The 25,003-nt window shown below is 57.2% G+C and carries 23 protein-coding genes and 1 tRNA gene; 13 read left to right on the top strand and 11 right to left on the bottom strand.

All coding sequences use genetic code 11. The annotated features are described in order from the left end of the window. Window positions 1–54 precede the first annotated feature (54 nt). The 4 genes from EYC82_RS08390 (at window position 55) to EYC82_RS08375 (ending at window position 4,604) form a co-directional block, all read left to right on the top strand. A complete protein-coding gene (locus EYC82_RS08390) occupies window positions 55–252 on the top strand; it encodes a hypothetical protein (RefSeq protein WP_279249087.1) in 198 nt (65 codons plus the stop codon). Between the two features lie 135 nt (window positions 253–387). After that, on the top strand, window positions 388–1,179 hold the full coding sequence (locus EYC82_RS08385) for an SDR family NAD(P)-dependent oxidoreductase (protein WP_279249086.1): 792 nt from the start codon (window positions 388–390) through the stop codon (window positions 1,177–1,179). Window positions 1,180–1,484: 305 nt separating this feature from the next. Continuing rightward, window positions 1,485–3,566 carry a hypothetical protein gene (locus EYC82_RS08380; protein ID WP_279249085.1) on the top strand — a complete coding sequence of 694 codons (2,082 nt, stop codon included), beginning with the start codon at window positions 1,485–1,487 and terminating at the stop codon, window positions 3,564–3,566. A gap of 453 nt (window positions 3,567–4,019) precedes the next feature. Then, a complete protein-coding gene (locus EYC82_RS08375) occupies window positions 4,020–4,604 on the top strand; it encodes a ferric reductase-like transmembrane domain-containing protein (RefSeq protein WP_279249084.1) in 585 nt (194 codons plus the stop codon). Between the two features lie 208 nt (window positions 4,605–4,812). Here EYC82_RS08375 and EYC82_RS08370 read toward each other — a convergent pair whose 3' ends face one another. Further along, window positions 4,813–7,029, bottom strand: coding sequence for a CHASE3 domain-containing protein (locus EYC82_RS08370; protein ID WP_279249083.1), 2,217 nt, complete (start codon window positions 7,027–7,029; stop codon window positions 4,813–4,815). A 295-nt stretch (window positions 7,030–7,324) separates the two neighbouring features. On the opposite strand from EYC82_RS08370, the gene EYC82_RS18140 reads away from it, so the two are divergent. Beyond that, window positions 7,325–7,534, top strand: coding sequence for a sigma factor-like helix-turn-helix DNA-binding protein (locus EYC82_RS18140; protein WP_423243916.1), 210 nt, complete (start codon window positions 7,325–7,327; stop codon window positions 7,532–7,534). Beyond that, window positions 7,521–10,082, top strand: coding sequence for a bifunctional lysylphosphatidylglycerol flippase/synthetase MprF (gene mprF / locus EYC82_RS08365; RefSeq protein ID WP_279249082.1), 2,562 nt, complete (start codon window positions 7,521–7,523; stop codon window positions 10,080–10,082). Before EYC82_RS18140 ends, mprF begins: the two co-directional genes overlap by 14 nt. A 20-nt stretch (window positions 10,083–10,102) precedes the next feature. On the opposite strand, the gene ychF is transcribed toward mprF, so the two are convergent. The 8 genes from ychF to EYC82_RS08325 form a co-directional block, all read right to left on the bottom strand. Further along, entirely contained in the window at window positions 10,103–11,197 is a 1,095-nt protein-coding gene (ychF, locus tag EYC82_RS08360; RefSeq protein WP_279249081.1) for a redox-regulated ATPase YchF, read from the bottom strand. Between the two features lie 27 nt (window positions 11,198–11,224). Beyond that, window positions 11,225–11,812: an aminoacyl-tRNA hydrolase gene (gene pth / locus EYC82_RS08355; RefSeq protein ID WP_279249080.1), complete on the bottom strand. Its 588-nt coding sequence runs from the start codon at window positions 11,810–11,812 to the stop codon at window positions 11,225–11,227. A gap of 36 nt (window positions 11,813–11,848) precedes the next feature. After that, window positions 11,849–12,529 carry a 50S ribosomal protein L25/general stress protein Ctc gene (locus tag EYC82_RS08350; RefSeq protein WP_279249079.1) on the bottom strand — a complete coding sequence of 227 codons (681 nt, stop codon included), beginning with the start codon at window positions 12,527–12,529 and terminating at the stop codon, window positions 11,849–11,851. A gap of 73 nt (window positions 12,530–12,602) precedes the next feature. Next, window positions 12,603–13,535 carry a ribose-phosphate pyrophosphokinase gene (locus tag EYC82_RS08345; protein ID WP_279250671.1) on the bottom strand — a complete coding sequence of 311 codons (933 nt, stop codon included), beginning with the start codon at window positions 13,533–13,535 and terminating at the stop codon, window positions 12,603–12,605. A gap of 99 nt (window positions 13,536–13,634) precedes the next feature. Beyond that, window positions 13,635–13,709: transfer RNA gene (locus EYC82_RS08340), tRNA-Gln, on the bottom strand. Window positions 13,710–13,723: 14 nt separating this feature from the next. Next, window positions 13,724–14,575: a 4-(cytidine 5'-diphospho)-2-C-methyl-D-erythritol kinase gene (gene ispE, locus EYC82_RS08335; protein WP_279249078.1), complete on the bottom strand. Its 852-nt coding sequence runs from the start codon at window positions 14,573–14,575 to the stop codon at window positions 13,724–13,726. Then, a complete protein-coding gene (gene lolB / locus EYC82_RS08330) occupies window positions 14,551–15,180 on the bottom strand; it encodes a lipoprotein insertase outer membrane protein LolB (protein ID WP_279249077.1) in 630 nt (209 codons plus the stop codon). Before lolB ends, ispE begins: the two co-directional genes overlap by 25 nt. Then, window positions 15,164–16,921, bottom strand: coding sequence for a tetratricopeptide repeat protein (locus EYC82_RS08325; protein ID WP_279249076.1), 1,758 nt, complete (start codon window positions 16,919–16,921; stop codon window positions 15,164–15,166). The genes lolB and EYC82_RS08325 overlap by 17 nt, the downstream gene beginning before the upstream one ends. A 227-nt stretch (window positions 16,922–17,148) precedes the next feature. Here EYC82_RS08325 and hemA point away from each other — a divergent pair, with 227 nt between their 5' ends. From hemA to rhlB, 6 genes are all read left to right on the top strand, one after another. Beyond that, window positions 17,149–18,510, top strand: coding sequence for a glutamyl-tRNA reductase (hemA, locus tag EYC82_RS08320; RefSeq protein WP_279249075.1), 1,362 nt, complete (start codon window positions 17,149–17,151; stop codon window positions 18,508–18,510). Beyond that, window positions 18,507–19,592 (top strand): peptide chain release factor 1, encoded by a 1,086-nt coding sequence (gene prfA, locus EYC82_RS08315; RefSeq protein ID WP_279249074.1) that lies wholly within the window; start codon window positions 18,507–18,509, stop codon window positions 19,590–19,592. Before hemA ends, prfA begins: the two co-directional genes overlap by 4 nt. Further along, window positions 19,592–20,428 (top strand): peptide chain release factor N(5)-glutamine methyltransferase, encoded by an 837-nt coding sequence (gene prmC / locus EYC82_RS08310; protein ID WP_279249073.1) that lies wholly within the window; start codon window positions 19,592–19,594, stop codon window positions 20,426–20,428. The genes prfA and prmC overlap by 1 nt, the downstream gene beginning before the upstream one ends. Then, on the top strand, window positions 20,415–21,170 hold the full coding sequence (locus tag EYC82_RS08305; protein WP_279249072.1) for a HesA/MoeB/ThiF family protein: 756 nt from the start codon (window positions 20,415–20,417) through the stop codon (window positions 21,168–21,170). Before prmC ends, EYC82_RS08305 begins: the two co-directional genes overlap by 14 nt. 74 nt (window positions 21,171–21,244) lie before the next feature. After that, window positions 21,245–21,835: an HvfX family Cu-binding RiPP maturation protein gene (locus EYC82_RS08300; protein ID WP_279249071.1), complete on the top strand. Its 591-nt coding sequence runs from the start codon at window positions 21,245–21,247 to the stop codon at window positions 21,833–21,835. Between the two features lie 123 nt (window positions 21,836–21,958). Further along, window positions 21,959–23,383: an ATP-dependent RNA helicase RhlB gene (gene rhlB / locus EYC82_RS08295; RefSeq protein WP_423243899.1), complete on the top strand. Its 1,425-nt coding sequence runs from the start codon at window positions 21,959–21,961 to the stop codon at window positions 23,381–23,383. Between the two features lie 9 nt (window positions 23,384–23,392). Here the strand turns inward: rhlB and cysZ are convergent, their stop codons facing one another. Then, window positions 23,393–24,118, bottom strand: coding sequence for a sulfate transporter CysZ (gene cysZ, locus EYC82_RS08290; protein WP_279249070.1), 726 nt, complete (start codon window positions 24,116–24,118; stop codon window positions 23,393–23,395). Further along, window positions 24,108–24,347, bottom strand: a complete 240-nt coding sequence (locus EYC82_RS08285; RefSeq protein ID WP_279249069.1) for a cysteine-rich CWC family protein — start codon at window positions 24,345–24,347, stop codon at window positions 24,108–24,110. The genes cysZ and EYC82_RS08285 overlap by 11 nt, the downstream gene beginning before the upstream one ends. A 37-nt stretch (window positions 24,348–24,384) precedes the next feature. Between EYC82_RS08285 and smrA the strand changes: the two genes are divergently transcribed. Then, window positions 24,385–24,996: a DNA endonuclease SmrA gene (smrA, locus tag EYC82_RS08280; RefSeq protein WP_279249068.1), complete on the top strand. Its 612-nt coding sequence runs from the start codon at window positions 24,385–24,387 to the stop codon at window positions 24,994–24,996. The last annotated feature ends 7 nt before the right edge of the window (window positions 24,997–25,003 follow it).

Here is a 25,003-nt window from a genome sequence, read left to right as displayed (position 1 = left end):
TGCTGGCGCCCCTCTGGGCAGGCGCGGAGAGATTAAAATTCCGCACCCGTTGTCATGTTGATGATCATAGCCAGAGCCAGAGCCGCCCTTACCCGGCCGGCCCACGCGGCTGCAGATCCATCGGCAGTTGATGTGCGCGGTTGCACAGGGCCTACCGGTGAGTCGCTGGCAGGGCGCGTTCAAGTGATCGAGCTGTGCGCTGAAGCGTCACCGGTGGAGTCTGCGTTGGGCCGTTTTGGTATCGTGGGTTGAGGAATGGGAGGGTAAGGTAGGATAGGGGGGTAGCGCAGGGAAGGGAAGATTGAGCGGCGTTGCCGAGTACGCGCGGCTTGAGGGCGTGAGCGCGTATCTTACGCGTGAGTAGCGTTTCATTTAGGAGGGTACACCGTGAAGTTTGATCTTGCCGGCCACACCGCGTTGATAACCGGCTCCGACCGCAATACGGGCGAGGTCATCGCGCGCACGCTGGCCGGGGCGGGCGCTGTTGTGGTGATTCACAGTAACGCGAGCGAAACCGGCGCAGCGGAGTGTGCGCAGGCGATACCGGGCGCCCATTGCGTCGTTGGCGATATCGCCACTGCCGCGGGATGTGATGCCGTTTGCGAGCAGGTTCTCACCCTCGGCCTGACGCTGGATATCCTCGTCAACAACTACGGTACCGCCTCTCGCGGCAAATGGTCCAGCGCGTCCGATGCAGACTGGTTAGAGATGTACCAAAAGAACGTGCTGTCGGTGGCCCGGCTGGTGCGGGGCTTTACCCCCGGCATGGTGGCGCGTGGCCGCGGCCGAATCATTAACCTGGGCACGGTTGGCTCACACCGCCCCGGCCCGCTAATGCCGCACTATTACAGCGCAAAAGGGGCACTTGCGACGATGGCGGTGAGCCTGATGCAGGAGTTGGCGGGCACGGGCGTGACCGTGAACACCGTGTCGCCGGGCTTGATCCATACGCCGGAACTGGAGGCGGGCTATCGCCTGAAGGCCGAGCGCAAGGGCTGGGGCTCGCACTGGGACGACATTCTCCCGCATATCCTTGCCGAGGATTTCCCCAATCCCTGTGGGCGACTCGCCACGCGTGAGGAGGTAGCAGATCTGGTGCTGTTTCTCGCCAGTGATGAGGCGGGCTTTATTAATGGCCAGAATATTCGGGTGGACGGCGGCGCCGTTGCCTATGTCTAGTGGCACTGGAGAAGCTAAAGGTGGCACTGGAGGCTAAAGGACTTGGCCCCAGCGTACTCGATGAGCTACCTGAAGGATCGGGACTATTTGATATTAAGTCGGTGCTGCCTTAGCCGTTTGACTTGCGGCTACGACTAAAGCCCAAAGCTGCGAGGCCTAACGCTATAAGGGGATGATTGCGGGAGGGGCACGGCTAGCCGGAATCGGTGGCGATTACGGTTTTCATTTGCCGATTCTAGCAATTTGGCGCAGTTGACTTGTCCCTACCGTTTGACCAGCTACCGACCTCACCCTAAGATTCATACATGCTAAAGATAAAACCCTACCGCATCACATGTGCCCTCTGCGTTGCGACCACGCTCGCCGCCTGCTCCGACAACACGGATGCCATTGACTTATTGCAGAAGGATTCTGCAGTAACTGACTTATTGCAGAAGGATTCTGCAGTAACGCCGCCGCCCGCCGCCTGCGACCCGCTCACGCCCAGTTACTGCGGCTTTCCCTATCCTAACGATTACTGGTCGGTGGAAGATCCAGACACGTCCAGCGGCCGGCGACTAGCCTTGCCGGCAGATATATTTCCGACAACTGTTACAGGGCAGGGGTCTGAAACCGATGCCGTGAACGAGATGGATGGTTTCTCTCCCGGTATTGCTGCCATGGTGCATTTGCCTGGAGCAACGGTAACAGGGCTAGCCACGCCGGACACTATAGAGGCATCACTGGCAGCGAATTCAGCCACCATTATTCTGAATGCTGACACGGGCGAGCGTCTTCCCCACTGGGTGGATCGGGATGAATATGTAGTGCAGGCAAAGTTGCGCGTGGATGCAGGCGAATCCGACCCATCCTTTAACATTGATCGCGGCATCGACGAACTGCGCGAAGAACAGGCTTTCATGTTAAGGCCGGCAATTCGTCTGGACGACGCCACACGTTACATCATTGCCATACGCAATGTGGAGGATGAAAATGGCACTACGCTGCCAGCCTCGCAAGGGTTTGCCGAGCTACGCGACCAGAAAGCCTCCACAGACGATGTCATTCGTTCACGTCGCGCTCACTTTGAAAATCTGTTCGACACATTGGCAGCAGCCGGTATCCCCCGCAATGACTTGCAGATAGCCTGGGACTTCACCACCAGCAGCCGCGAGAACAACACCGCTGCCATGCTGCATATTCGCGATGACGCCCTCGCGCGCTATCCCGACGGAGTGTCCTACAATATTGAAGATCGCAGCGGTGACCTGATCAGCGGCATGGCCTGCCGCCTGGAAGTAACCTTTGATGTACCGCTGTACATGACCGGCGGCGAAACCGGTTCTGGCTTTAACCTAGGCGACAACGGCTTGCCTGAGCAAAACGGCTTCCACCCCTACTCCGCCGCGTTGATTGTACCCATAAGCGCGCAGACCGAAGCCGCACCACTGGTAGCGTTCGGCCACGGGCAATTAGGGGCAAAGGAACAGGTTCTGGGTACACAGCCCCTCGCTGTCGCCGAGAATTTTGCCTTTTTTGGCCTGGACTGGAAGGGCTTTTCGGGCGACGACACCGCTACCGTTGTTAATGCCCTCACTGGTGGCAATATCTCCGATTTTCGCGTGGTACCGGAACGTATGCATCAGGGATTCCTGAATTTCCTGATCGCTATGCGTACCCTGTCGGTAGAGGCAGACGGTGGACCATCCACCCCTCTGAACGAAGCGCTCAACACTTACTGCGGTGGCGCCGTGCTGGATGGCAGCAAACGCTACTTCTTCGGCGGCAGTCAAGGCGGAATACTCGGGGCCAGCTTGATGGCTATTAACACAGATATAGAGCGTGGCTTGCTGGCAGTTCCCGGGCAATCCTACAACCTGTTACTGAACCGCAGTGTGAACTTCGACCCCTTCGCCGCCCCGCTCTACAGCCAGTACAACTGGAACGCGCTGGATATGCAGATGGTACTAGCGCTGGTGCAGGGACTTTGGGACCGGGCAGAACCCACCGGCTACTCCAAGTACATCCGTGAAAACCTGTTGCCGAATACCCCCGCGCACGAAGTGGTGGTGCAGGTCTCCAAGGCCGACCACCAGGTAACCAACCTCGGTGCGCATATCATGGCACGCACAATCGGGGGCGTAGTGAACCTCGCACCACTTATCCGCGACGTATGGGGGTTAGAGGTAGTGGAAGGCGAACACACTGGCTCCGGGATGATTGAAATCGATTTCGGCAACCCGCTGCCGCCCAACACTAATATACCCCACTGGGCAGACACCGACCTCGATCCACACGGACGGGCTACCGAACTGGAGGGATTGGGTAGTGTACTGCGACGTTTTTACGATGAGGGTGTTGTCTCAAACCCCTGTGACGGGCCTTGTGGTGAAGATGACCTGCTGTAGAGGTACTGACAAGTTAACTTTTCGAGGCCCGCCAAAACTGTCCCAAGGGTATCGATAAATTAACTTTGCGAAGTCGCAGAACTGTCTCTCAGTGGATCAGGGCGATTGGTCCTTCATGCTCGACGGCGCACAATGCTGCGTATGATCATAACGCTGTAATCCTGCCTGAAAAGACGACCTGCTCATGCCCACAGGATAAAATCTGACACGAAAGTGTTTATAGTCTTGCTCGATGCACCTACGGTCTTGTATCCATAGCTTCTGAAAGAGGTGAGTCAGCTAGACTAGGTGAGGCTCTTTGGCTGCTGCCGCATTGGACACTGACATAGTCTGAATAGAGAACATGAGGCACCCTGTTAATTGTTCTATGTTTCAACCAGTAAGAGTCCTATACTTTATCTATCCAGAATAATTTTTTTCACTCCGATAACGACACTCAGAAAGGCCCAATGCGTGAAACTACATGGCTGGAATATTACCTACTGTGTTGGAGGTTTAATCCTGCTTGCGGTTACGCTATTTTTGGCGTCCACTCCGTGGAATGCAGACAGCATACTCGTAGCGATACGGTCCACCGGCAAAAGTTCTCTCTTCTTATTCTCCCTCGCCTTTACCGCATCCAGTGTGTACTACTTCTGGAAAGCGCCTTTTTCAAAATGGGTCTTGAAAAATAGACGCTATATCGGCGTCAGCTTCGCTGCCTCGCACTTTATCCACCTTGGCCTTATTACTTTAGTCTCTGTCGTTTTTCCTGAGCCGTTCCTTGAAGATCAGGCACGAAGCCAGTGGATATTCGGCGGCATCGGTTATGTCTTTATTGCGCTGATGGCACTGACCTCATCAGATAAGGCTCAGCATCGGCTGGGTATAAAAAATTGGAAAAAATTTCATCTCATCGGCGGTTATTACCTTTGGTTTGTTTTCTTTATGACGTACGTTAAGCACAGCAAAGTCGACCCGAGTTTTTATACCCCTTTTCTCGTCTTCACCATCGCCGTATTACTATTGCGTTTAATCAAACACTTTAAAGCCAAGTAGTTCAACATCGCGCGATTTCGTAAGAAAGTCACCCGGCTTTATGAGCAAGGTGCGGGCCAAGCCAGCATTGGGGCTTACGAAAAACGCTGGTGGCGTTGGATGTGTGCAGGCTTACCCGGGACGCAGGTGCTGGTCGAACAGACGGTACTCACCGGGGCAACGGGCAGACTGCCGCTCGTGCTCTAACGCCCCGGACTACGTTATAAGCTTACAGCGTCGACCTGTTGTAGCCGTCATCAGACAAGGCAACCCCAACGCTTTCCAGCAATTCTTTGCGTCGATATGGCTTGTGTAATATTGCAGCGCTTGGTTGCAGCGTTCCAGCGCGAGTCAGCGTATTTTCCGCGAAGCCTGTCGTATAGAGCACTTTAATATCGCTTTGAATTTCTTTCGCTCGTTTAGCTATATCATGTCCCATTATAGCGCCCGGCAATATTAAATCTGTGAACAGAAGGTCGAATCCTGCACCACTTTCTAAGTGGCGCAAAGCGGCTATTCCGTCTTCTGCCTCAACAACGTCATAGCCGGCGCTAACAAGGGTTTCAACAGAGATTTCGCGGAGAGCCGTCTCGTCCTCGACGACAAGAACTCGTCCCGTCCCTCGGGGTAGTTGCTTCTCAGTCTCAAGTTTTGGAGACGATTCAGCAGTCTCAAGTGAGCGTCGTAAGTAGACCTTCACGGATGTACCTATGTCGGGCTCGCTGACAACTGTGATATGACCACCCGACTGTTTCACAAATCCATAAACCATGCTTAATCCAAGTCCGCTACCTTCTCCAAACTTTTTCGTTGTATAGAATGGCTCAAATATATTTCCGACAACATCTGGAGCCATGCCAAAACCTGTGTCGCTTACGACTATCTCAACATACTCCCCTGGCTCTGTATTTTCGTGATCTTTTGTGTGGGCTTCATCAAGCGTTTTCAAATGGGCTTGGATTGTTAGGACGCCCCCCGAAGGCATGGCGTCCCTGGCGTTTAATGCAAGATTTAAAATAGCGTTCTCAAGCTGACCCTGATCGACCATCGCATGAACAGCTTCTGTGCAATCTAGTCGCAGATCTACTGTTGCACCTAGTGTTCGTCTCAGCATGTCTTCCATGCTTATGATAACGTCTGCAATATCAGTTGGTTTAGGAGAAAGTGGTTGTTGCCTCGAAAAAGCGAGCAGTCGTTGTGTTAGTGACGCCGCTTTTTCTATCGCTTTCATAATGCCGTCAGTAAACTTGAGGGGGTCTCCGCCAGACTTTAGCTCAATCTCCAGCATCTCGGCGTTACCCATCATGACGCCCAGTAAATTGTTAAAATCGTGCGCAATCCCGCCAGATAACTGACCGATCGCCTCTAGTTTTTGTGATCTTCTCAGTTGTTCTTCCAGTCGTTTTCGCTCTGTGGTGTCGCTGAACAGCACAACCGCGCCTATCGTTTTATCGTTATCGCGAATAGAGGTCGAGACATATTCCACGGGAAAACTGGTGCCATCCCTTCGACACAGCATCTCGGTGCTGACCTCCGCAGTACGATTGTGCTCAGGCGCATTTAAAATTGGAGATTCGTTTTTCGGGTAGGTGGAGTCATCAGGGCGACTATGGCGAAGCAGGCTATGCATATGGGTTCCCAATAACTCCTCTGCAGTGTATCCCAGCAAGTTACACGCCTGACGGTTCGCAAAGACGATACATCCTTGCGGATCTATGCCGCAGATGCCTTGCCCTGCTGCGTCGAGGATGAGTCGGGTTCTCTCCTCATTTTCGATAAGTTTAGATTCCGCAAGCTGCCGAGAGCGCAGGGCACGCCCAATCTGTATGAGGACAGTCAATGCCACTCCAGAAAAAATGATGAAAACAATTATTTCGGCGATCCGTGCCACTCTCGTCACCTGCGAAAGATATAGCTTTCTTTCTTTAAGTAATGTGCCTTCTCTCTGCTCCATTGAATCGATCACGACTCTAATGCGGTCCATTAGTAGTTTGCCTTTGTCCGATTTCACAATGGCAAGTGCCTGTTTTTTCTGACCCTGACGATGTAATTCAACAGTGCGACCGAGTTCATCCAGCTTTTCTGCGGCAAGCGCACTGAGGGTCGCGATGTTTTCCTGAATTAATGGTTTTTCTTTTGTTATTGTTTGTAATTGCTTAATCTCGTCGAAAATGTCCGAACGGGCAGCATAATAAGGTTCAAGGTAAGCTGTGTCAGTCGTAAGGAGATAGCCGCGTTGGCCCGTTTCAGCATCTTGAATTATCGAAAGAAGGCCTCGTAATGTTTTTTCAACCTCCTGCGTGTGGGTTACCCACTGAGCGGCGTTATTGGATTCTTCGCTTACCCAAACCCGAATAGCCAGGAAGGCTAACAGCACAGCAAAAAGCAGTGCAATACCACGTATGCTCGTTGTGCGAATTGATGACAGCGGCATTGCGCCGCGCAAGTGGCTTTTTCCTGATGACGTCGGCCGTGAAAGTACCATGCGTTGCCTTTGCAATATGCAAAAATTTTGTGCTGGATCTCGCACGCTCAGTGCCTATGCAGGCTGGTGCACATCACCGCCAGATATAACGGTCAGCGCGATCTTACAACCCGTTGCCAGCCTGGAGAGGGAGCAAATTAGCAGGTCTTTCTATGGCGTTTCCGTTTGTGGCGAGTCTTTTTTTCTAAATCCGCGCGTTTGTGTGGGGACAGTACACGGTCTATAGCCCGTTTTAAATGGTGCAGAACAATTAAAGATCAGGGAACTCGATGAGGTCGGCAAGGAATTGGGCTTGAGCAGAGAGTGCGTAAGACAGATTGAGAAGAAGGCACTGGAGAAGCTGAGCGTGGCACTGAAGGCAAAATCACCCGGCCCCACGGGCTGTTATTGGCACCGGCACTTTCGACGGGGCATGATGCGCCCGACCCGAATACCAGTATACTTGAGTCAGGATGGCAACTACTAAGACATGGCGAGATCACCTGCACCACTGGCTGCGGCCCGTGTTGGGCTTGTGCCTGTTTATGGCGGCCCTGTTTGCGTTGGATCTGCAGCTAAAGCAACACTCGCTGGGGGAGGTGCTGGCGCAGACCCGCGCGATTCCGGCAGTGCACCTGCTGCTGGCCCTGTTGTGTACCGGCGGCAGTTACCTGGCAATGACCGGCTATGACCTGGTCGCCTTGCGGCACCTCGGCAACCGATTACACTACGGCCGCATTGCCCTGACCTCATTCATCGCCTACGTGTTCAGCATGGATTTGGGTATGTCGGTGATTGGTTCGAGCGCGGTGCGCTATCGATTGTACAGCGGCTTTGGCGTCGAGGCTGGTGATGTGGCGCGCGTCATCGCGCTCACTGTGCTGGCGTTTTGGGTAGGCGTATTGTCCGTGGGCGGAATGGTGCTGACGCAGGCGGCCCTTCCCCTGCCGGATACCTTGAGTCTTCCCTTTGCGACAACACGCCCGGTCGGCTGGTTTCTGTTGGTCGGAATGGCCGTTTTGCTGTTGCTTAACGTGACGCGTCACAAGCCGTTGCACTGGCGTGGTTTTGAATTGCCCCTGCTGCGGTTCTGGGGCCTAGTGTCGCAAGCACTGGTTGCCGCGGTGGATTGGAGTCTTGCCGCGGCGGTGTTGTATTTTCTATTGCCCGCGTCTGCCGAGGTGAGTTACTGGCAGGTGCTGGCGGTGTTTCTCGCGGCCCAGACGCTCGGCGTGCTGAGCACAGTGCCTGCGGGATTGGGCGTGTTTGAAAGTATTTGTGCGGCGCTGTTGGCGCCCTATTACTCTGCGCCGGCGGTTCTCGGTGCGCTGCTCGCCTATCGCTTTATTTACACGCTGTTACCGGTGTTTTTTGCCCTGACGCTGTTTGGTGGTTTCGAGGCCCTGCAGCGACGACAGGCCATTGGCGAGACCAGTCGCACCCTGCGCAAAGCCCTGAGTCGGCTGGCGCCGCAGGTTTTTTCCGTGGGTACGTTTCTCGCGGGCCTGTTGTTGATGATCAGCAGTGTGCTACCCCCGCTGGCCACCAAACTGCACCTGACCGATATTCGTCTGCTGGTCGATATTTCTGCCACGGTCGCGATGCTGAGCGGCCTTGCACTGGTGTTGGTCTCGCGGGGGCTGGCTGCACGCACGCGCGGCAGCTTTCGTGCGTCGCTGGCGCTGTTGGCCAGTGGCTTTATCAGCGCAATCTTGCTCAGTGCCCATCTTTTTGTGGGTTTGATACTGGCCCTGTTGATGTTGGCGCTGTGGCTGGGCCGCGCGGAATTCAGTCGTCTCTCCGCGCTTCGTTTGCCGCCCCTGCCGCGTTACTGGGCCGTGGTGCTGTTAGTGACACTGCTGGGTATCGCCTGGAGCATTGGCTGGATAGAGCACTCGGGCCGTCATACGGCTGATCTGTTTGGTCAATTCAGCGCCGGTGAATACGGTGCTCGTGCGCGCACCGCACTCTATGCTGCGGCGATTGCCCTCAGTTTTTATATCCTGTGGCGCCTGTCACGACCGGCACTGCCCGCCACGGAAGCAGTGGATGCCGACACGATGGCGCGCGTGTCCGCCATTGTGGCCGCCAGTCCGGATCCCGAGGCCAGGCTGGCGTTGCTGGGTGACAAGCAGTTTTTACTCAACGAAGCGGGAACCGCCTTTATCATGTACGGCGTAGCGGGCAACAGCTTGATTGCCATGGGCGACCCCGTGGGCCCTCTGGAGGAGCATGAGGGGCTGATCTGGCAGTTTCGCGAACTGTGCGATCGTCACGGTGCCTGGCCGGTGTTTTATGAAATCACCGCCGATAATTTGCCGGTTTACCTGGATTTGGGATTGTCACTTCACAAATTGGGCGAATCGGCCCAAATGCCCTTGGCCGAGTTCAGCCTGGAGGGTAAAAAACGCGCCAAGATGCGTCAGGCCATTAATCGTGGCGAGCGCGATGGGTGTTGCTTTGAAGTGATACCCGCGCCCCAGTCCGACACCATGCTGGATACCGTTCAAGCGATTTCAGAACAGTGGTTGGCCGGTAAAAACACGGCTGAGAAGGGCTTCTCTCTCGGCGCCTTCAAGCGAGACTATCTGCGCGACATGCCGGTGGCGGTGATCAGCGTGGAAGACAAGGTGGTGGCCTTTGCCAACCTGTGGTGCGGCAGTGAGCACGACGGCTTGTCGGTTGACCTGATGCGGTACTCGGATGACGCCCCCAGCGGGGTCATGGAGTTGTTGTTTATTCACACCATACTGTGGGGCCAGGAGGCGGGTTACCGCCGCTTCGGTTTGGGTATGGCGCCGCTCTCCGGGCTACCCGACCACCATCTGGCCTCAACCTGGGTGCGCGCTGGAGCTTTCATTTATCGCCACGGCGAGCACTTTTATAATTTTGACGGGTTGCGTGCCTACAAAGAAAAATTCGCACCGGAATGGGAGCCGCGTTATCTGGCGTCGCCCGGTGGGCTGGCGCTGCCGCGGGTACTGGCGCAAGCGTCTGCGTTGGTGTCAGGCGGGCTTAGACGCCTGATTAGCTAGCGCGCCTTACCCGCCGCGGGTCACACGTTAAAGCGAAAGTGGATAACGTCCCCGTCTTGCACAATGTAATCCTTTCCCTCCAGGCGCCAACGGCCCGCATCCTTGGCACCCTGCTCGCCATTGTTGGCGATGAAGTCCTCATACCCGATCACCTCTGCCCGGATAAAGCCCTTCTGGAAATCGGTGTGGATAACGCCGGCTGCCTCGGGGGCGCTAGCGCCCACTCTTACTGTCCAGGCACGTACTTCTTTTTCGCCCGCTGTGAAATAAGTGTGCAGGTTTAGCAGCTGGTAGCCGGCGCGAATGACACGGTCCAAACCTGATTCATCGAGGCCAAGTTCCTCCAGGAACTCCTGACGTTCTTCACCTTCCAGCTCGGCAATCTCGGATTCCAGCTTGTTGCAAATCGTCACGACGTGGGCATTTTCCTCGGCCGCGATGCGCTTGACCACATCGACGTGAGCATTGCCCTCCAGCCCGTCCTCGTCCACGTTGGCAATATACATGGTGGGTTTGTTAGTGAGCAGGAACAACTGCGCTGCCAGCGCCTGCTCGCTGTCATCCAGAGTGAGGGCGCGCACTGGTTTCGCCTCGTTCAGGTGTGGCAATAGCGTCTCTTCAAGCAGTGTCTTCATGGCGACCGCTTCCTTGTCACCGCCTTTGGCGGTGCGGGTCACCTTTTGTAATTGTTTTTCGCAGCTCTCCAGGTCGGCCAGCGCCAGTTCGGTATTAATGACTTCGATGTCAGCCTCGGGGTCTATCTGGTTGGCGACGTGCAGGACATTTTCGTCTTCGAAACAGCGCACCACGTGTGCGATGGCATCGGTCTCACGGATATTGGCGAGAAACTGGTTGCCCAGCCCTTCGCCTTTGGAGGCGCCGGCAACGAGGCCTGCTATATCCACAAACTCCATGGTGGTTGCGATTTCGTTCTGTGGCTGCACAATCGCCGAAATTGTCGACTGCCGTGGATCGGGCACCGGCACGATCCCCGCGTTGGGTTCGATGGTGCAGAAGGGGAAGTTTTCCGCGCCAATGCCCGCGCTGGTCAGGGCGTTAAACAGGGTGGACTTACCTACATTCGGCAGTCCGACAATGCCGCAATTAAAACCCATGCCGTTCCTTTCTCTATCAGGGGCCGTTCAGGCCGCGTTGAAACTGTGGAGGCGAGTCATCGCCTTGGTGGCATCGCCATCCAGCAGCAGGGGCAGGGCGGCGATTGCTTCTTCTATGCTGGCGTCGATAAGGGCGCGATCGATTGCCGAGGGCTTACTCAACACATAGCCGCTTACCTTCGACGCGTGACCGGGGTGACCGATACCAATGCGCAGGCGATGAAAAGCCGCATTGTTGCCCAGTGCCGGCACGATGTCGCGCAGCCCATTGTGTCCGCCATGGCCGCCGCCTTTTTTAAAGCGCGCGTTGCCCGCCGGGAAGTCGAGTTCATCATGGGCGATCAACATTTCTTCCGGGTCAATTTTGAAGAAACCCGCCATGGTCGCTACCGATTGACCAGAGCAGTTCATGAAAGTGGTAGGAACAAGCAAACGCAGGTCGTGACCGGCGAAGTTGCCCCTACCGGTCACTCCATGAAATTTGGATTCTTCCTGCAGTGGCACGCCACAGTCGCGTGCCAGCGCCTCTATAAAATCGGCGCCGGCGTTATGGCGGGTGCCCCGGTATTCGCTACCGGGGTTGCCCAGGCCGACAATGAGCTTGATCGTGGTCAATGCGAGGGCAGCGGCTGAGTGGCGGGGCGAGGGAGATTAATCCTCGCTGTTGCCGCCCTCTGCATTCCCCTCGCCGTCAGGTTCGCCCTCTGCGGCTTCAGCCGCTGGTGCGCCATCGCCGGCTTCGTCATTACCCTTCGGTGCCAGTACAGAGGCAATGGCCAGGTCGTGTGACTCGCCCAGTGCCAGGGCTACGGACGTCACGCCTTCAGGTAAGGTGACGTCAGAGAGGTGAACAATCTGCCCCGTCTCCAGTTCGATCATATCCACTTCGATGTACTCGGGGATGTTGGCGGGCAGACACTGAACCTCGATGTCCGTTGCCTGGTGCTGTACCAGACCACCCTGCATCTTAACACCCACGCAGTTTTCCTCGTTGAGGAAGTGGATGGGCACGTGCACTTTAATGGCCACGTTATCATCTACACGCAGAAAGTCGGCGTGCATCACATGATTTCGGGCTGGATGACGTTGCAGATCTTTCAGGATGGCTTTTTCTGTGCCCGACCCTACTTTCAGTCTCAGTACATGGGAGTAAAACGCCTCATTTTCGAGGGCTTTCTCCAGATCCTTGCGCACCAGAGTGAGTGGTACAGGGTTTTTATCACCACCGTAGACAATTGCCGGTACAAGGTCAGCGGAACGACGCAGGCGGCGGCTCGCACCTTTCCCCAGGTCGTTGCGCACTTCTGCGTTTAGTTCAAATTGGTCAGACATGGTCTGGACTCCTTTGATGTGCCGTTACAACCTCTGCGACCGACGCGGTAACGGATTGGTGTATGCGCCGCCTTTACTGGAACAGCGCGCTAATGGATTCCTCATTGGAGACCCTGCGCATGGACTCTGCCAGCAGGTCTGCAATAGTCAGTTGGCGAATCTTGTTCATCGATTTCGCTTCCTCACTCAGGGGAATCGTGTCTGTTACTACCAGCTCATCGAGCTGGGAATTCCTGATATTCTCCATAGCACTGCCGGATAACACCGGGTGTGTGCAGTAGGCGATGACTTTAGATGCCCCCCGTTCTTTCAGTGCATCTGCCGCCTTGCACAGGGTGCCGGCTGTATCGACCATGTCGTCGACCAAAATGCAGGTGCGGTCTTTTACTTCACCGATCAGATTCATGACCTGGGCTTCATTTGCTTTGGGGCGCCTCTTGTCGATGATGGCAAGGTCTGCCTCGTTCAACTGCTTGGCTATTGCCCTTGCCCTCACCACGCCGCCAATATCCGGAGATACAACGATGAGGTCCTTGTACTGGCTCTCCAGAATGTCCTCGATCAGAACCGGCGAGCCGTAGATGTTGTCCACCGGGCATTGGAAAAAGCCCTGTATCTGCTCGGCATGCAGGTCGACGGTCAGTACACGGTCGACGCCTACGGCCACCATCATGTCAGCGACGACCTTGGCGGTAATCGGTACTCGCGCGGACCGCACCCGGCGATCCTGACGGGCGTAGCCGAAGTAGGGCACCACCGCGGTGATGCGGGTAGCCGAGGCCCGACGCAGCGCGTCGATCATGACAACCAGTTCCATCAGGTTGTCGTTAGTTGGTGCGCAGGTGGATTGCAGGATGAAAACATCCTTGCCACGTACGTTTTCATTGAGCTCAACGGCAGTTTCGCCGTCACTGAAGCGGCCGACATCAGCCTTACCCAGCGCAAGGTACAGGCGACTGGCAACCTTTTGCGCCAGTTCCGGGTTGGCGTTACCCGTGAATACCATCATCTTTGAGGACACTGCGCGTTACCCCAGGGGTCTAATGACAAAATGTCGTGTATCTAAAACCGGGCTATCAACGCAATGCCGATAGCGCGGCAAGTGTGGCTGGGGTGGCAGGATTCGAACCTGCGAATGCCGGGATCAAAACCCGGTGCCTTGCCACTTGGCGACACCCCAATCATTCGGCTGGATCAGACCAGATGCTCCATCGCGCGTGATTCGTTCACGCCTCCAGCAACAATACTTCGGCAGTTTTTCGGCAAACTCGCTTGGGCCGCCCTGGCCTCCGGTTCGCTGACGAAACTGACGAATGCACAGGCGCCGGTCCCTGTGAGTCTGGCTAATCCAAATTTATCTAATAATTTCAGGGCTTTACCAACTTCCGGATAAACCTCACTGACCAGATTCTGGCAGTCGTTCCGGGAGTCCCCCTCAAAAAAGGCCGCCAGTGTGATGGGCTTGCTGTTGCGTGTCAATTGCCGGTGGGAAAATATTTGGCCGGTTGAGACGTGGCACTCGGGCACGAGTATCAGGTACCAATGCCGCGGAAGCGTCACGGGGGAGAGAATTTCGCCTATTCCCTCGGCCCAGGCGGTGCGTGCGCCGACAAACACTGGCACGTCCGCGCCGAGGCCTGCACCTATTTCCCGCAGGTGCTCGTTGGTTAGATTCAGCCTCCACAGATGATTCAGTGCCAGCAGCGTGGTTGCCGCGTTGGAACTGCCTCCACCCAGACCCGCACCGGCGGGTATGCGTTTTTGCAGAGAGATGGTGGCGCCCAGCGTGTCCCTGCGCAGCGTGCTCGCGGCCCGAAGTATCAGGTTGTCATGGTTGGGTATACCGATGTCATCTCCGGCGAGGGTGACCTCGCCACTTTCGTTGGGTGCAAAGGTGAGAATGTCTCCCCAATCCAGCAACTGAAACAGGGTTTGCAGTTCATGGTAGCCGTCTGGGCGTCGCCCCGTGATATGCAGGAACAGGTTGAGCTTGGCAGGGGACAGTAGGGAAAAAGAACGGCTCATCGGTCCGGTGGCAACTGCCATTGCGCGATAAGAATTCGCGCCTCTGTGGGACCGCGCTCGATGTGCAGGCGTGTGGGCAGCCTGAGCCCGTCGAAGTCACGGTAGTGTTGATAGTGGATATCCCAGCCGGCCTGACGCAGGTGTAACAGCAGTCCCTGTTGTCGGTCCAGATCAAGTGCCTGTATTGCCAGGTCCGGTGCCGGTGCCCCCTTCAGCCAGTGGCGTAGTGCCGCCAGTGGCAGGTCCCAGCCGGTAGCTCGGGCGACAGCATCGGGGCTGGAAATGTCGATACGTTGTAGCTCACCGCCACGGTTGATATCGAGGTGTTTGCCATCACTTTGTATGCGCGTAGCCCCCAAGCCAATCGGTCCGCTCAACAGGAGGTCGGTGTTGTTGCCGCGCTGCTGCCACACCAGGCTGGCGGAGTCTGCGCCCTGTGCGCTGCGCAGTGCCACCTTGCCGTCTGCACGCCACTGGTTGAGGCTGACCAACTGCTGCCGGTGCGTGTTCCAGTCTCCTGCCGACTCCTGTGCGGGGCGTTCCAGTCCGGCACACCCGGCCAATGTCAGCGCGACGAGGAAGAGTGGCAGGAGCGTTGACGTCGGCGGCCTACGGTAGTTGCTCATCGGGCTCTTCCGCGGTGGATGAGTTGAAGGTGGCATCGATACCGAGGCGCTCAAGCGTGTTCACAAGTATCGGGTGACCGGGTTCGCGCTGCAGTGCGTCCTGCCATATGTTCCTTGCCGCTTCCGTGTCACCCCGCGCCCACAGAACCTCGGCCAGGTGAGCAGCGATTTCCGCATCGTTGAACTCGGTATAGGCTCTAAGCAGGTATTCCAGTGATTCGTCTAGACGGCCGATGCGAAACAGGACCCAGCCCATACTGTCGAGAATGGCAGGCTCATCGGGCTCCAGGGCGAGGGCTTGTGATATGAGGTCCAGCGCTTCCTCATAGCGGGTGGTCTGGTCGGCCAGTGTGTAGCCCAGCGCGTTGAGGGCAGTGGCGTTTTCCGGATCGATCTTGATAATCGCGCGCAGGTCGCGCTCCATTGCAACCAGTGCGTTGTCTTGCGCATACAGCATCGCTCTTGCATAGAGCAGTGAGCGGTTGTCGGGCAGTGCGGAAAGTGCCTGGTTCAGAAGCTCTATGGCGCTCTGTACAAGACCGTGTTTAGCGAGAATCTCCGCCTCCAGTCCGTAAAGGTGAGCGCTCAGTTGAGGGTTTGTCTGGCGCTGCTGCGCGAACCAGCGGCGGCGGGTGTCCGTTCGACCGCCCTCGGTCAGTATCTGGCCTATGCGTCCGGTGGCGGGCAGGTAGTGCTCGCTGTTGGTAATCGCCATGTAATAGATCACCGCATTGTCCATTTGCCCCAAATCTTCCGCCATTCTGGCGAGATAGAAGTAGGCTTCGTTGGCGCGTTCGCCCTGTCTCACGACTTGTAGGAGGTAGTCCCGGGCGGCCTTATCGTCCCCGATCTCCTGGCAGATCAGCGCCAGCGAAAACAGCAGATTCGCGTCCCCTGGCACCTGCGCGGTCAGCGTTTCAAACTGCTCGCGAGCAGCATTCATATCGGTTGCGGTAAGTAGCCCCGCGTATTGCAGTCGTAGTTGAACGTCTTCAGGGTTGGCTCGCAGTGCTTTTTCCAGACGCGTGAATGGGTTTTTCTCCTCCTGCTCGATCAGAATGCGCGCCTCCAGAACCAGCCCCGGTATGTTGTTGGCGTCAGCCTTGAACAGGCTATCCAGCGCGGCGAGCGCCTTATCTTGCTGTTGTTCTTCTTCGTACAGCACGGCCCGGGTGAACAACAGGCGGACATTGCCGGGGAATTCTTCGGTCAACGCATCGATCTGCAGGCCTAATGCGTCTTGTTGCTCGCTGTCCAGCTGGTTGTAGCCTTTGATCACCATCGGGAAATTAGCGGTGCCGTCGGTGCGCTCCACCGTCGCAAGGTAAGGCAATGCCTCGACCGTCCTGCGTTGCATAACCAGTAATTCCGCAAGGGTATTGTTTGCCTCTGCATTGTCCGGATCCAGTTCCACCCACAAGGTAGCCGAGCGCAGTGCATCGTCACCCCGTTGCAGGAACTGGGTCAGATGGGTGGTGTGGGCACTTACGCCAGAATCCTTGAGGAGCGCAGACTGCTCCATATAATTGTCCATAGCCGTATCGTATTCACCCTGTCGCAGGGCGAATTCTGCAACCAGCAGCGGGTAGAGGCTGTCCGCTGGTATTGGCCGCTCTGGAACAAGCGTGTTGTGTGGCTCAGTGTGGGGCGGCGCGGCTGCATTATCGACCGGCGCATCGGGTTGCCCCACACAGGCGGTCAGCAGCGCGTAGGCCAGTGCGAGGGTCTGTAGTCGAGACATGGTAAGCAAGACAGGGACAACCGAGCGTTGAGCGAACAAGTATGATGACACAGACCGACAGCTAAACCTAACGAACCCGGCCCTACTGGGGGACTCGCGTCGGCGCATTTTTTCAAGACAATGTTATTTCGCGCGTAACTTGCTAAAATCGAGGGGATTTTCGAAAGACTCTGCGTTACCTGTTAGCGGAGTCGACCTACCGGTGCAGGGGAGGCCATCGCTCCAACATGAATCTGATCGCATTGGGAATTAACCACAATTCTGCCGCCGTCGATTTACGCGAGCGTGTTGCCTTTGCCCCGGAACAGGTGGCGGAGGCGCTCGTAGAGGTGTGCGATCAGGCAGGCCTCGATGAGGCCGTTATCCTGTCAACGTGTAACCGCACCGAACTGTACGCCATCGTGCCGGACAATACGCCCACGACAGACCGGGTGATGAAGGTGGTGCAGTGGATGGTGAGCTATCACCACCTGTCCTTCGACGAGTTGCATCACAGCGCCTATCACCATCAGGGCAACGATGCTCTGCGTCATTTGGTGCAGGTTGCCAGTGGACTCGATTCCATGGTGTTGGGAGAGCCACAGATTTTCGGGCAGCTGAAGTCCGCGTATGCCGTGGCGCTAGAGGCCGGCACAGTGGGTAGCGAACTGGGTCGTATATTCCAGCGGGTGTTCGCCCTGTCAAAGCGCGTGCGAACCGATACGGCGATTGGTGAAAATCCGGTGTCGGTGGCGTATGCAGCGGTCGACCTCGCCGGGCATATCTTCTCCGCGCTGAATGGTTGCAGTGCGCTGTTGGTGGGTGCCGGTGAAACCATAGAGCTGGTGGCCAGACACCTCGTGGGCGCAGGCCTCAGTGAGATTGTTATCGCCAATCGCACCCTCGACCGCGCCAGGGAGCTAGCGCAAAAGTTTGGCGCGGAGGCGGTGCTGTTGTCGGATATTCCGAGGCACCTGTCTGGCGTCGATATCGTGATCACCTCCACGGCCAGTCAGTTACCTATTCTCGGTAAAGGGGCGGTGGAGCAGGCCCTGAAGGGACGCAAGCACCGCCCCTGGCTAATGATCGACCTCGCGGTACCGCGGGATATTGAGTCGCAGGTGGGAGAGTTATCAGACGTTTATCTCTACTGCGTCGATGACCTGCGGGAAATCGTGGATGAAAATCTGCGCAGCCGCAGCAGCGAGGCACGCAAGGCGGATACCATCATCGAGGAGGGTGTGCAGCAATACATGGAGGAGGAGCGTGGTCTGGTCGCTGTAGATACAGTCAAGGAGTACCGCGCGATGGCGGAGCAGGTGCGCACACTGGAACTGCAGCGCGCCCAGCGGGCACTGGCACGCGGCGACGATTCTCGCGTTGTGCTGGAGCAGTTGTCGCGGGCGGTCACCAATAAATTGATTCACGCGCCGACAGCGGGTCTCAAACAGGCCGGCGCCAAGGGGCGACAGGATCTCGTCGATCATGCCCGTCAGCTGTTGGGCCTTGAGAACGAGTCCTCATCTGCAAGTACTGTCAGCGGGCAGGACAACTCAGACATAGAGCTTCCCCCGACTGCCGTCAAAAACACGCCGCGAACCCTGCAATGAAAGCTTCTCTTCTTGGCAAGCTGGAAACACTCACCGACCGGCATGAAGAGGTATCGGCGTTGCTCGGTGACAGTGAAATCATTTCGGATCAAAACCGCTTTCGGGATTTGTCGCGTGAATATGCCGAGCTGCAGCCCGTAGTGGATTGCTATACGCAGTACCGCTCAGTGAAGTCCGATACCGAGGAAGCGCGCCAGATGCTGGACGACGAGGATGGGGGCGTCCGCGAGCTGGCCAGGGAAGAGCTGGACAGCGGTACCGAGCGCATAGGGGAGCTGGAGCTGGCGCTGCAGACTCTGCTTTTGCCGCGTGATCCGAATGATTCGCACAACGTGTTTTTGGAGATTCGTGCGGGTACCGGCGGTGATGAGGCAGCGATATTTTCTGGCGATTTGTTCCGCATGTACTCCCGTTATGGCGAGAACAAGGGGTGGACGGTGGAGGTTCTCTCGGAGCGTCCCGGCGATCATGGTGGTTATAAAGAAATCATAACCCGTGTTGAGGGACGTGATGTTTACGCCCGTTTGAAATTTGAATCGGGTGCGCACCGTGTGCAGCGCGTGCCAGAGACGGAATCCCAGGGTCGCATACATACGTCGGCCTGCACGGTAGCGGTGATGCCTGAGGCGGAGACCGTAGACGAGGTGGAGATCAACAAGGGCGATCTGCGCGTCGATACCTTCAGGGCCTCCGGTGCCGGAGGGCAGCATGTCAATAAAACGGACTCTGCGGTGCGCCTGACCCACCTGCCCAGCGGCATCGTGGTGGAGTGTCAGGACGAGCGCTCACAGCACAAGAACCGTGCCCGCGCTATGTCACTACTACAAGCGAAACTGTTGAGTAGCGCGCAGGACAAGCAAGCCAGTGAGCAGGCTGAGGTGCGCCGCAATCTGGTGGGTACCGGTGATCGCTCTGACCGCATTCGCACCTATAATTTTCCGCAGGGACGCCTGACCGATCATCGTATTAACCTGACCTTGTACAAGCTCGAGGAGGTGATATCGGGTGAGCTTGATGAGGTGGTGGAGCCCCTTCGCCAGGAATACCAGGCAGACCAGCTGGCAGCCCTGTCAGAGTCCTGATGCCGACGGTGCGGGAATTACTGCTCGCCGGCTCGGAATTACCGGGCGCCAGTCCGTCTCGCGATGCAGAAATCCTGTTGTGTCACTGCCTCGGCAAGCCGAGGGCCTGGCTCTATACATGGCCTGAAGAAACCGTAGCGCCCGAATACACCGCGCACTACAGGGCGTTGTTGACAGAGCGTCAGGCTGGGCAGCCCGTGGCGTACCTGACGGGCACTCGCGAGTTCTGGTCACTGCGCCTGAGCGTCAACAGCGCGACACTGATTCCCCGTCCCGATACGGAAACCCTCGTGGCCTGGGCCCTCGAGCTCGATGCGCCGCATGACGCTCGTGTCCTCGACCTGGGCACAGGGTCCGGTGCGATTGCTCTGGCCGTTGCCAGTGAGCGTCCTGACTGGCAGCTACTTGCTGTCGATCGCAGTGCGGCGGCCTTGTGTGTGGCGCGAGCCAATGCCGCCAGCTTGCAACTGGACCGCGTCGATTTTCGCGAGTCGGATTGGTTTGATGCGCTCGATGGCGAGCGTTTTGACGTGCTGTTGTCCAACCCGCCCTACATTGACTCGCAGGACGCTCACCTCGAACAGGGTGACCTGCGCTTTGAGCCGCGCGAGGCACTGGTGGCCACCGGGGGTGGACTGGATGATATTCAGCAGTTGGTGAACGAGGCCCCCGCGCGCCTCAAGCAAGGGGGTTGGCTGCTACTGGAACACGGCTGTGAGCAGGCCGATAACGTGTGTGCACTGCTGCGTGGCGAGGGTTTTTCCAGTGTGGAGACCCGTATGGACCTCGCTGGTCTGCCGCGCATCAGTGGAGGACAGTGGCATGCTGTCGGATAAGCAGTTATTGCGCTACAACCGACAGTTGCTGTTGCCGGAGTTCGACATTGCCGGGCAGGAGCGTTTGCTGGCAGCGCGCGTGTTGATCGTTGGCCTCGGTGGCCTCGGCTGTCCCGCCGCTTTGTATCTTGGTGCCGCCGGCGTCGGTGAGCTATTGCTCGCCGATGGTGATCATGTGGAACTGGGTAACCTGCAGCGGCAGGTTGCGCACGGTGAGCGAGATATAGGCGCTAACAAGGCACGGTCCGCCGTCGAGGCGGTGTCGGCCCTCAACCAGGAGATAAAGGCGGAGGCGATTGAAACGCGGCTGACGTCAGCGGCGATGGGTGCGCTGGTATCTCGCGTCGATCTGGTGCTGGATGCGACGGATAACTACCCGGCGCGGTTTGCATTGAACCGGGCCTGCATTGCTGCAGGCGTGCCACTGCTGTCGGCAGCGGCAGTGCGTACCGAGGGGCAGCTGGCATTGTTCGACCCGGCCCGCGGAGGTCCCTGTTACCGCTGTCTTTACACCGAGTCCGGAGAGAAGACCGCGCTGAGTTGCAGCGAAAGCGGTGTGCTGGCACCTTTGGTGGGAGTGATTGGATCGCTGCTCGCGATGGAGGCGGTGAAGGTGTTGACGGGTTTTGGCGTTACGCTGCGGGGTAAGCTGCTGGTGATGGATTTGCGCACAATGGATATCCGACAACTAGCGCTCGCACCCCGGCAGGATTGTCCCGACTGCGCCCACCTCAATCCGTAAAAATAACCACCTGAGGCGAAACCTTTGCGTCATAATGGTGGTCACAGCCGTAACAAACACCTGAGGTGAAATCTATGGACGCTATCGCAAGGGCTTATTACGGAATTCACAACGCGCTTTTTTCCAGGTTGCGTTACGCAGACGGGCTTGCGCCATTGGCGCTGCGGCTGTACCTCGTGCCGATCTTCTGGATGGCAGGGACACAGAAAATCGCCGGTATGGATAACACGATTGAGTGGTTTGGCAATCCCGATTGGGGCCTGGGGCTTCCGATGCCCTGGCTGATGGCGCACCTTGCCGCTTACACGGAGGCGATCGGTGCTTTGCTGCTGCTGTTGGGCTTGGCGACGCGTTGGATCAGTATTCCCCTGATGGTGACCATGCTGGTGGCAATTTTTGCAGTGCATTGGCCCAACGGCTGGCCCGCCATCGCAGATTCAAGTTCCCAGGAGGTTGCCGTCCGGCTCGGTGCGGCGAATGAGATACTGCGCGAGCATGGCAATTACTCATGGCTGACCGAAAAGGGAAAATTTGTCATCCTGAACAACGGGATTGAATTCGGTGTGACGTATCTTCTGATGCTGTTCGCCCTGCTTTTTACCGGTGGTGGTCGTTACACCAGCGTGGACTATTTTCTGGCACGATTGTGGCCGTCCGGTCGCTGACCGGGCTCGTTGCCGTCACCGCCGGTGCCATTGCGGTGGCCATACGCCTGCAGTATCCCGCCCCTTTTGTTCCACAAGGTGGTAGACTAGCGCACTTTTTGAGCAGTCAAGGGACCCATCGCGTTGATCAAGAACCTAGTTAACCGCCTCTCGGGCAAGGGTGAGGCTGCGCCAAAGCCGACCTCCCCATCCGGCTCTGGCGCCGCGTCTGCGAGTGTCGGCCAGCCCCCCCGCGATGAAACGTCTGTCAGGGGCGCAGCAGTGGAGCATGCGCGCCGCGAGGGTACCTCGACGTCTGCCAACAATGGCCGCAAGCGTCGTCGTTCCCGTAAGCCCAAGGCGGCAGTCGCGCAATGGACACTGGATGAGTTTGTGGTGGAGCCGAAGGAAGGCGAGACACGCTTTCATGATTTGGGACTGCGAGACGAGTTGATGCACGCCATTGCGGATCTTGGTTTCAAGTACTGCTCCCCTATTCAGGGGGGCATTATGCCGCATACCCTGCAGGGCCATGACGCCATTGGTAAGGCGCAGACTGGCACGGGCAAGACGGCGGCTTTTCTGGTGACTATTTTTAATGATTTGCTGTGTCATCCCCCTGAAGGGGAGCGCTTCGTCGGCGAACCCCGGGCACTGGTGATTGCACCCACCCGCGAACTGGTGATGCAGATTGCCGCGGATGCTGAGGATTTGAGTAAGCATACCGATTTAAAGGTGGTGACCCTGATTGGCGGGATGGATTATCAGAAGCAGCTCAACCGGCTGGGTAATGAGGTGGTCGACCTGGTTGTGGCCACTCCGGGGCGCCTGATCGATTTCATGAGCCGCCGTGATATCTATCTGGACCATGTGGAGACGCTGGTACTGGACGAGGCAGACCGCATGCTCGATATGGGTTTTATCCCGCAGGTCAAGCGCATTGTGCGCGCCACACCGCACAAGGATCATCGTCAGACCCTGTTGTTTTCGGCCACGTTTACCCAGGACATACTCAATCTCGCGCAGCAATGGACCTTCCAGCCCATTACGATCGAAATAGAACCCGAGAGTGTCGCGACCGATTCGGTGGACCAGAAAATATACCTGGTGAGTAGCAGCCAGCGTTACAAGGTTTTGGATAACCTGTTGCGCAGTGCGGATTGCACCAGTGTCATCGTATTCGCTAACCGGCGTGACCAGGTACGGCGATTGCACGAGAGGCTGCGCAAGGCCGGCGTGTCCGCTGGCATTCTTTCAGGCGATATTCCGCAGGCCAAGCGCACCCGCACGCTGGAGCTATTTAAAAGCGGCGAGCTCAAGGTACTTGTTGCCACCGATGTGGCTGGACGCGGTATTCACGTCGAGGGAGTAAGTCACGTGGTGAATTACAATCTCCCGGAGGATCCGGAAGATTACGTGCACAGAATTGGCCGCACCGGGCGTGCGGGCGCTACCGGGGTGTCGGTCAGTTTTGCCAGCGAGGACGACGCGTTTCTGTTGCCTGATCTGGAAGCGCTGCTGGGAACCAAACTGGAATGCACGCACCCACCTGGCGAGTTGCTGACCTAGCCGCCGGTATCAGCCGTCGCTTAACTCCTCGCACCACAGCAGGGTAGCTCCTACCACTGCTGCGGGGACCACGAAAAAGTTGACGATGGGAATGGTGGTGCACAGTGCCACGGCTCCCCCGAAACCGAGGCTGCTGAGACGCCTGGACCGCACCGCATCCTTCACTGCGCCAAAGTCCAGCTGATGATTATCCATGGGGTAGTCGACGAATTGTATGCTCATCATCCATGCACCCAGCAGCAGCCAGGCGAAGGCTCCAACGCCGGGTATAAACGACAGCAGCAGGGCGAATATCGCCATGGGGATGTAATACAACAGCTTGGCGAGTTCCCGCACGATACTTTGCGGCACCGCGAGCAGCGCTGCCCCCAGTCCCTCCAGTCCGTTGACCTGCTCGCCGGTAATCAGCTCTTCCGCTTTTTCGGCAAGCAGTGCGTTGAAAGGTGAGGCGACCACCAGCGCAACGGTCGTAAACAGGTAGCCGGTGACCAGCCCAACGGTGATAGCAATCAGCGGCCATAATACCCACTGGATAAAACTCAGCCATTCGGGAATGCGCGACAACAGTGCTGCCATCATATCGCTGACATAGCTGAAACCGACCGCGATCAAGGTTGAGAAGATCACCACGTTGACCAACAGCGGCACTATCACGAAGTGTCGCAGGGCGGGGTGCTTGAGCAGTCGTGCACCTCTGGGGAGGTACTCGATGCCGCGCGCGACGTTACCCTTCATCTGGACGCTCCCCGTTTTCGAGCCGGCCGCAGTGAGCGCAAATGCATTGCTGATCCGCGGTGTCCGCGGCTCGCTCGCGCGCCAGTGGATCGAGGTTTGCGCTCCAGCACCAGCAAGTTGCGGGTTCGCGGCCCGCTGCGATGGCGCACTGATTGTCTTTGCCGCACAAGGGGCAGGTGCTGGCGGAGGCGTCCGGTGGGTTCATATTGCGCTCTTTTGTTGGTGGCATAACGCTATAATACCGGACTACGCAGGAGGGAGTAACAATGAGCAGTGACGAGGACGATCTCTTTTCCGCGGCTATGAGCGATGTGGTACCACTGAAGCGCGCGCGCAGGGCGGCGCTGATACAGGATAACTCGCGGGAACGCGACACATCGCTCGATCACCGCCGCCGCGCGGCCGAGGATTTTCCAGCCGGTGACCGCAATACGCTCTCGGACAGTACCGTTGAACCGCTGGATCCCTGGTATGTGCTCACCTGGAAGAGGCCCGGCGTGCAAAACGGAGTTTTTCGCAAGCTGAAACAGGGTCGGTACGAAATGCAGTCGCGACTGGACCTGCACCGTATGACGGTGGAAGTTGCACGCCGCCGCGTATTCGAATTTTTTGAGGAAGCTCACGAATATGGTCTGCGCAGTGTGCTCCTGATTCACGGCAAGGGCGAGAGCAGGGCCCAACAGGAGCGCAGTTCTATCCTCAAGGGCTGCGTTGACCACTGGTTACGCGAGCTGGATGTGGTTCTTGCGTTTCACAGCGCGCAGCCGCGCCACGGTGGCACCGGTGCAGTCTATGTGCTGTTGCGTAAAAGCGAGGCAGAGAAACGCGAAAACCGCGTGAAGTTTGCCAAGGGGCGTATGCCGACAGACCCGGCATAAGCGGGGC

It is taken from the genome of Candidatus Marimicrobium litorale, from assembly GCF_026262645.1.
GTDB lineage: Bacteria > Pseudomonadota > Gammaproteobacteria > Pseudomonadales > Halieaceae > Marimicrobium > Marimicrobium litorale.
Note: the sequence above shows the minus strand (reverse complement) of the source record. Positions and strands in the feature narration are given on the sequence as shown.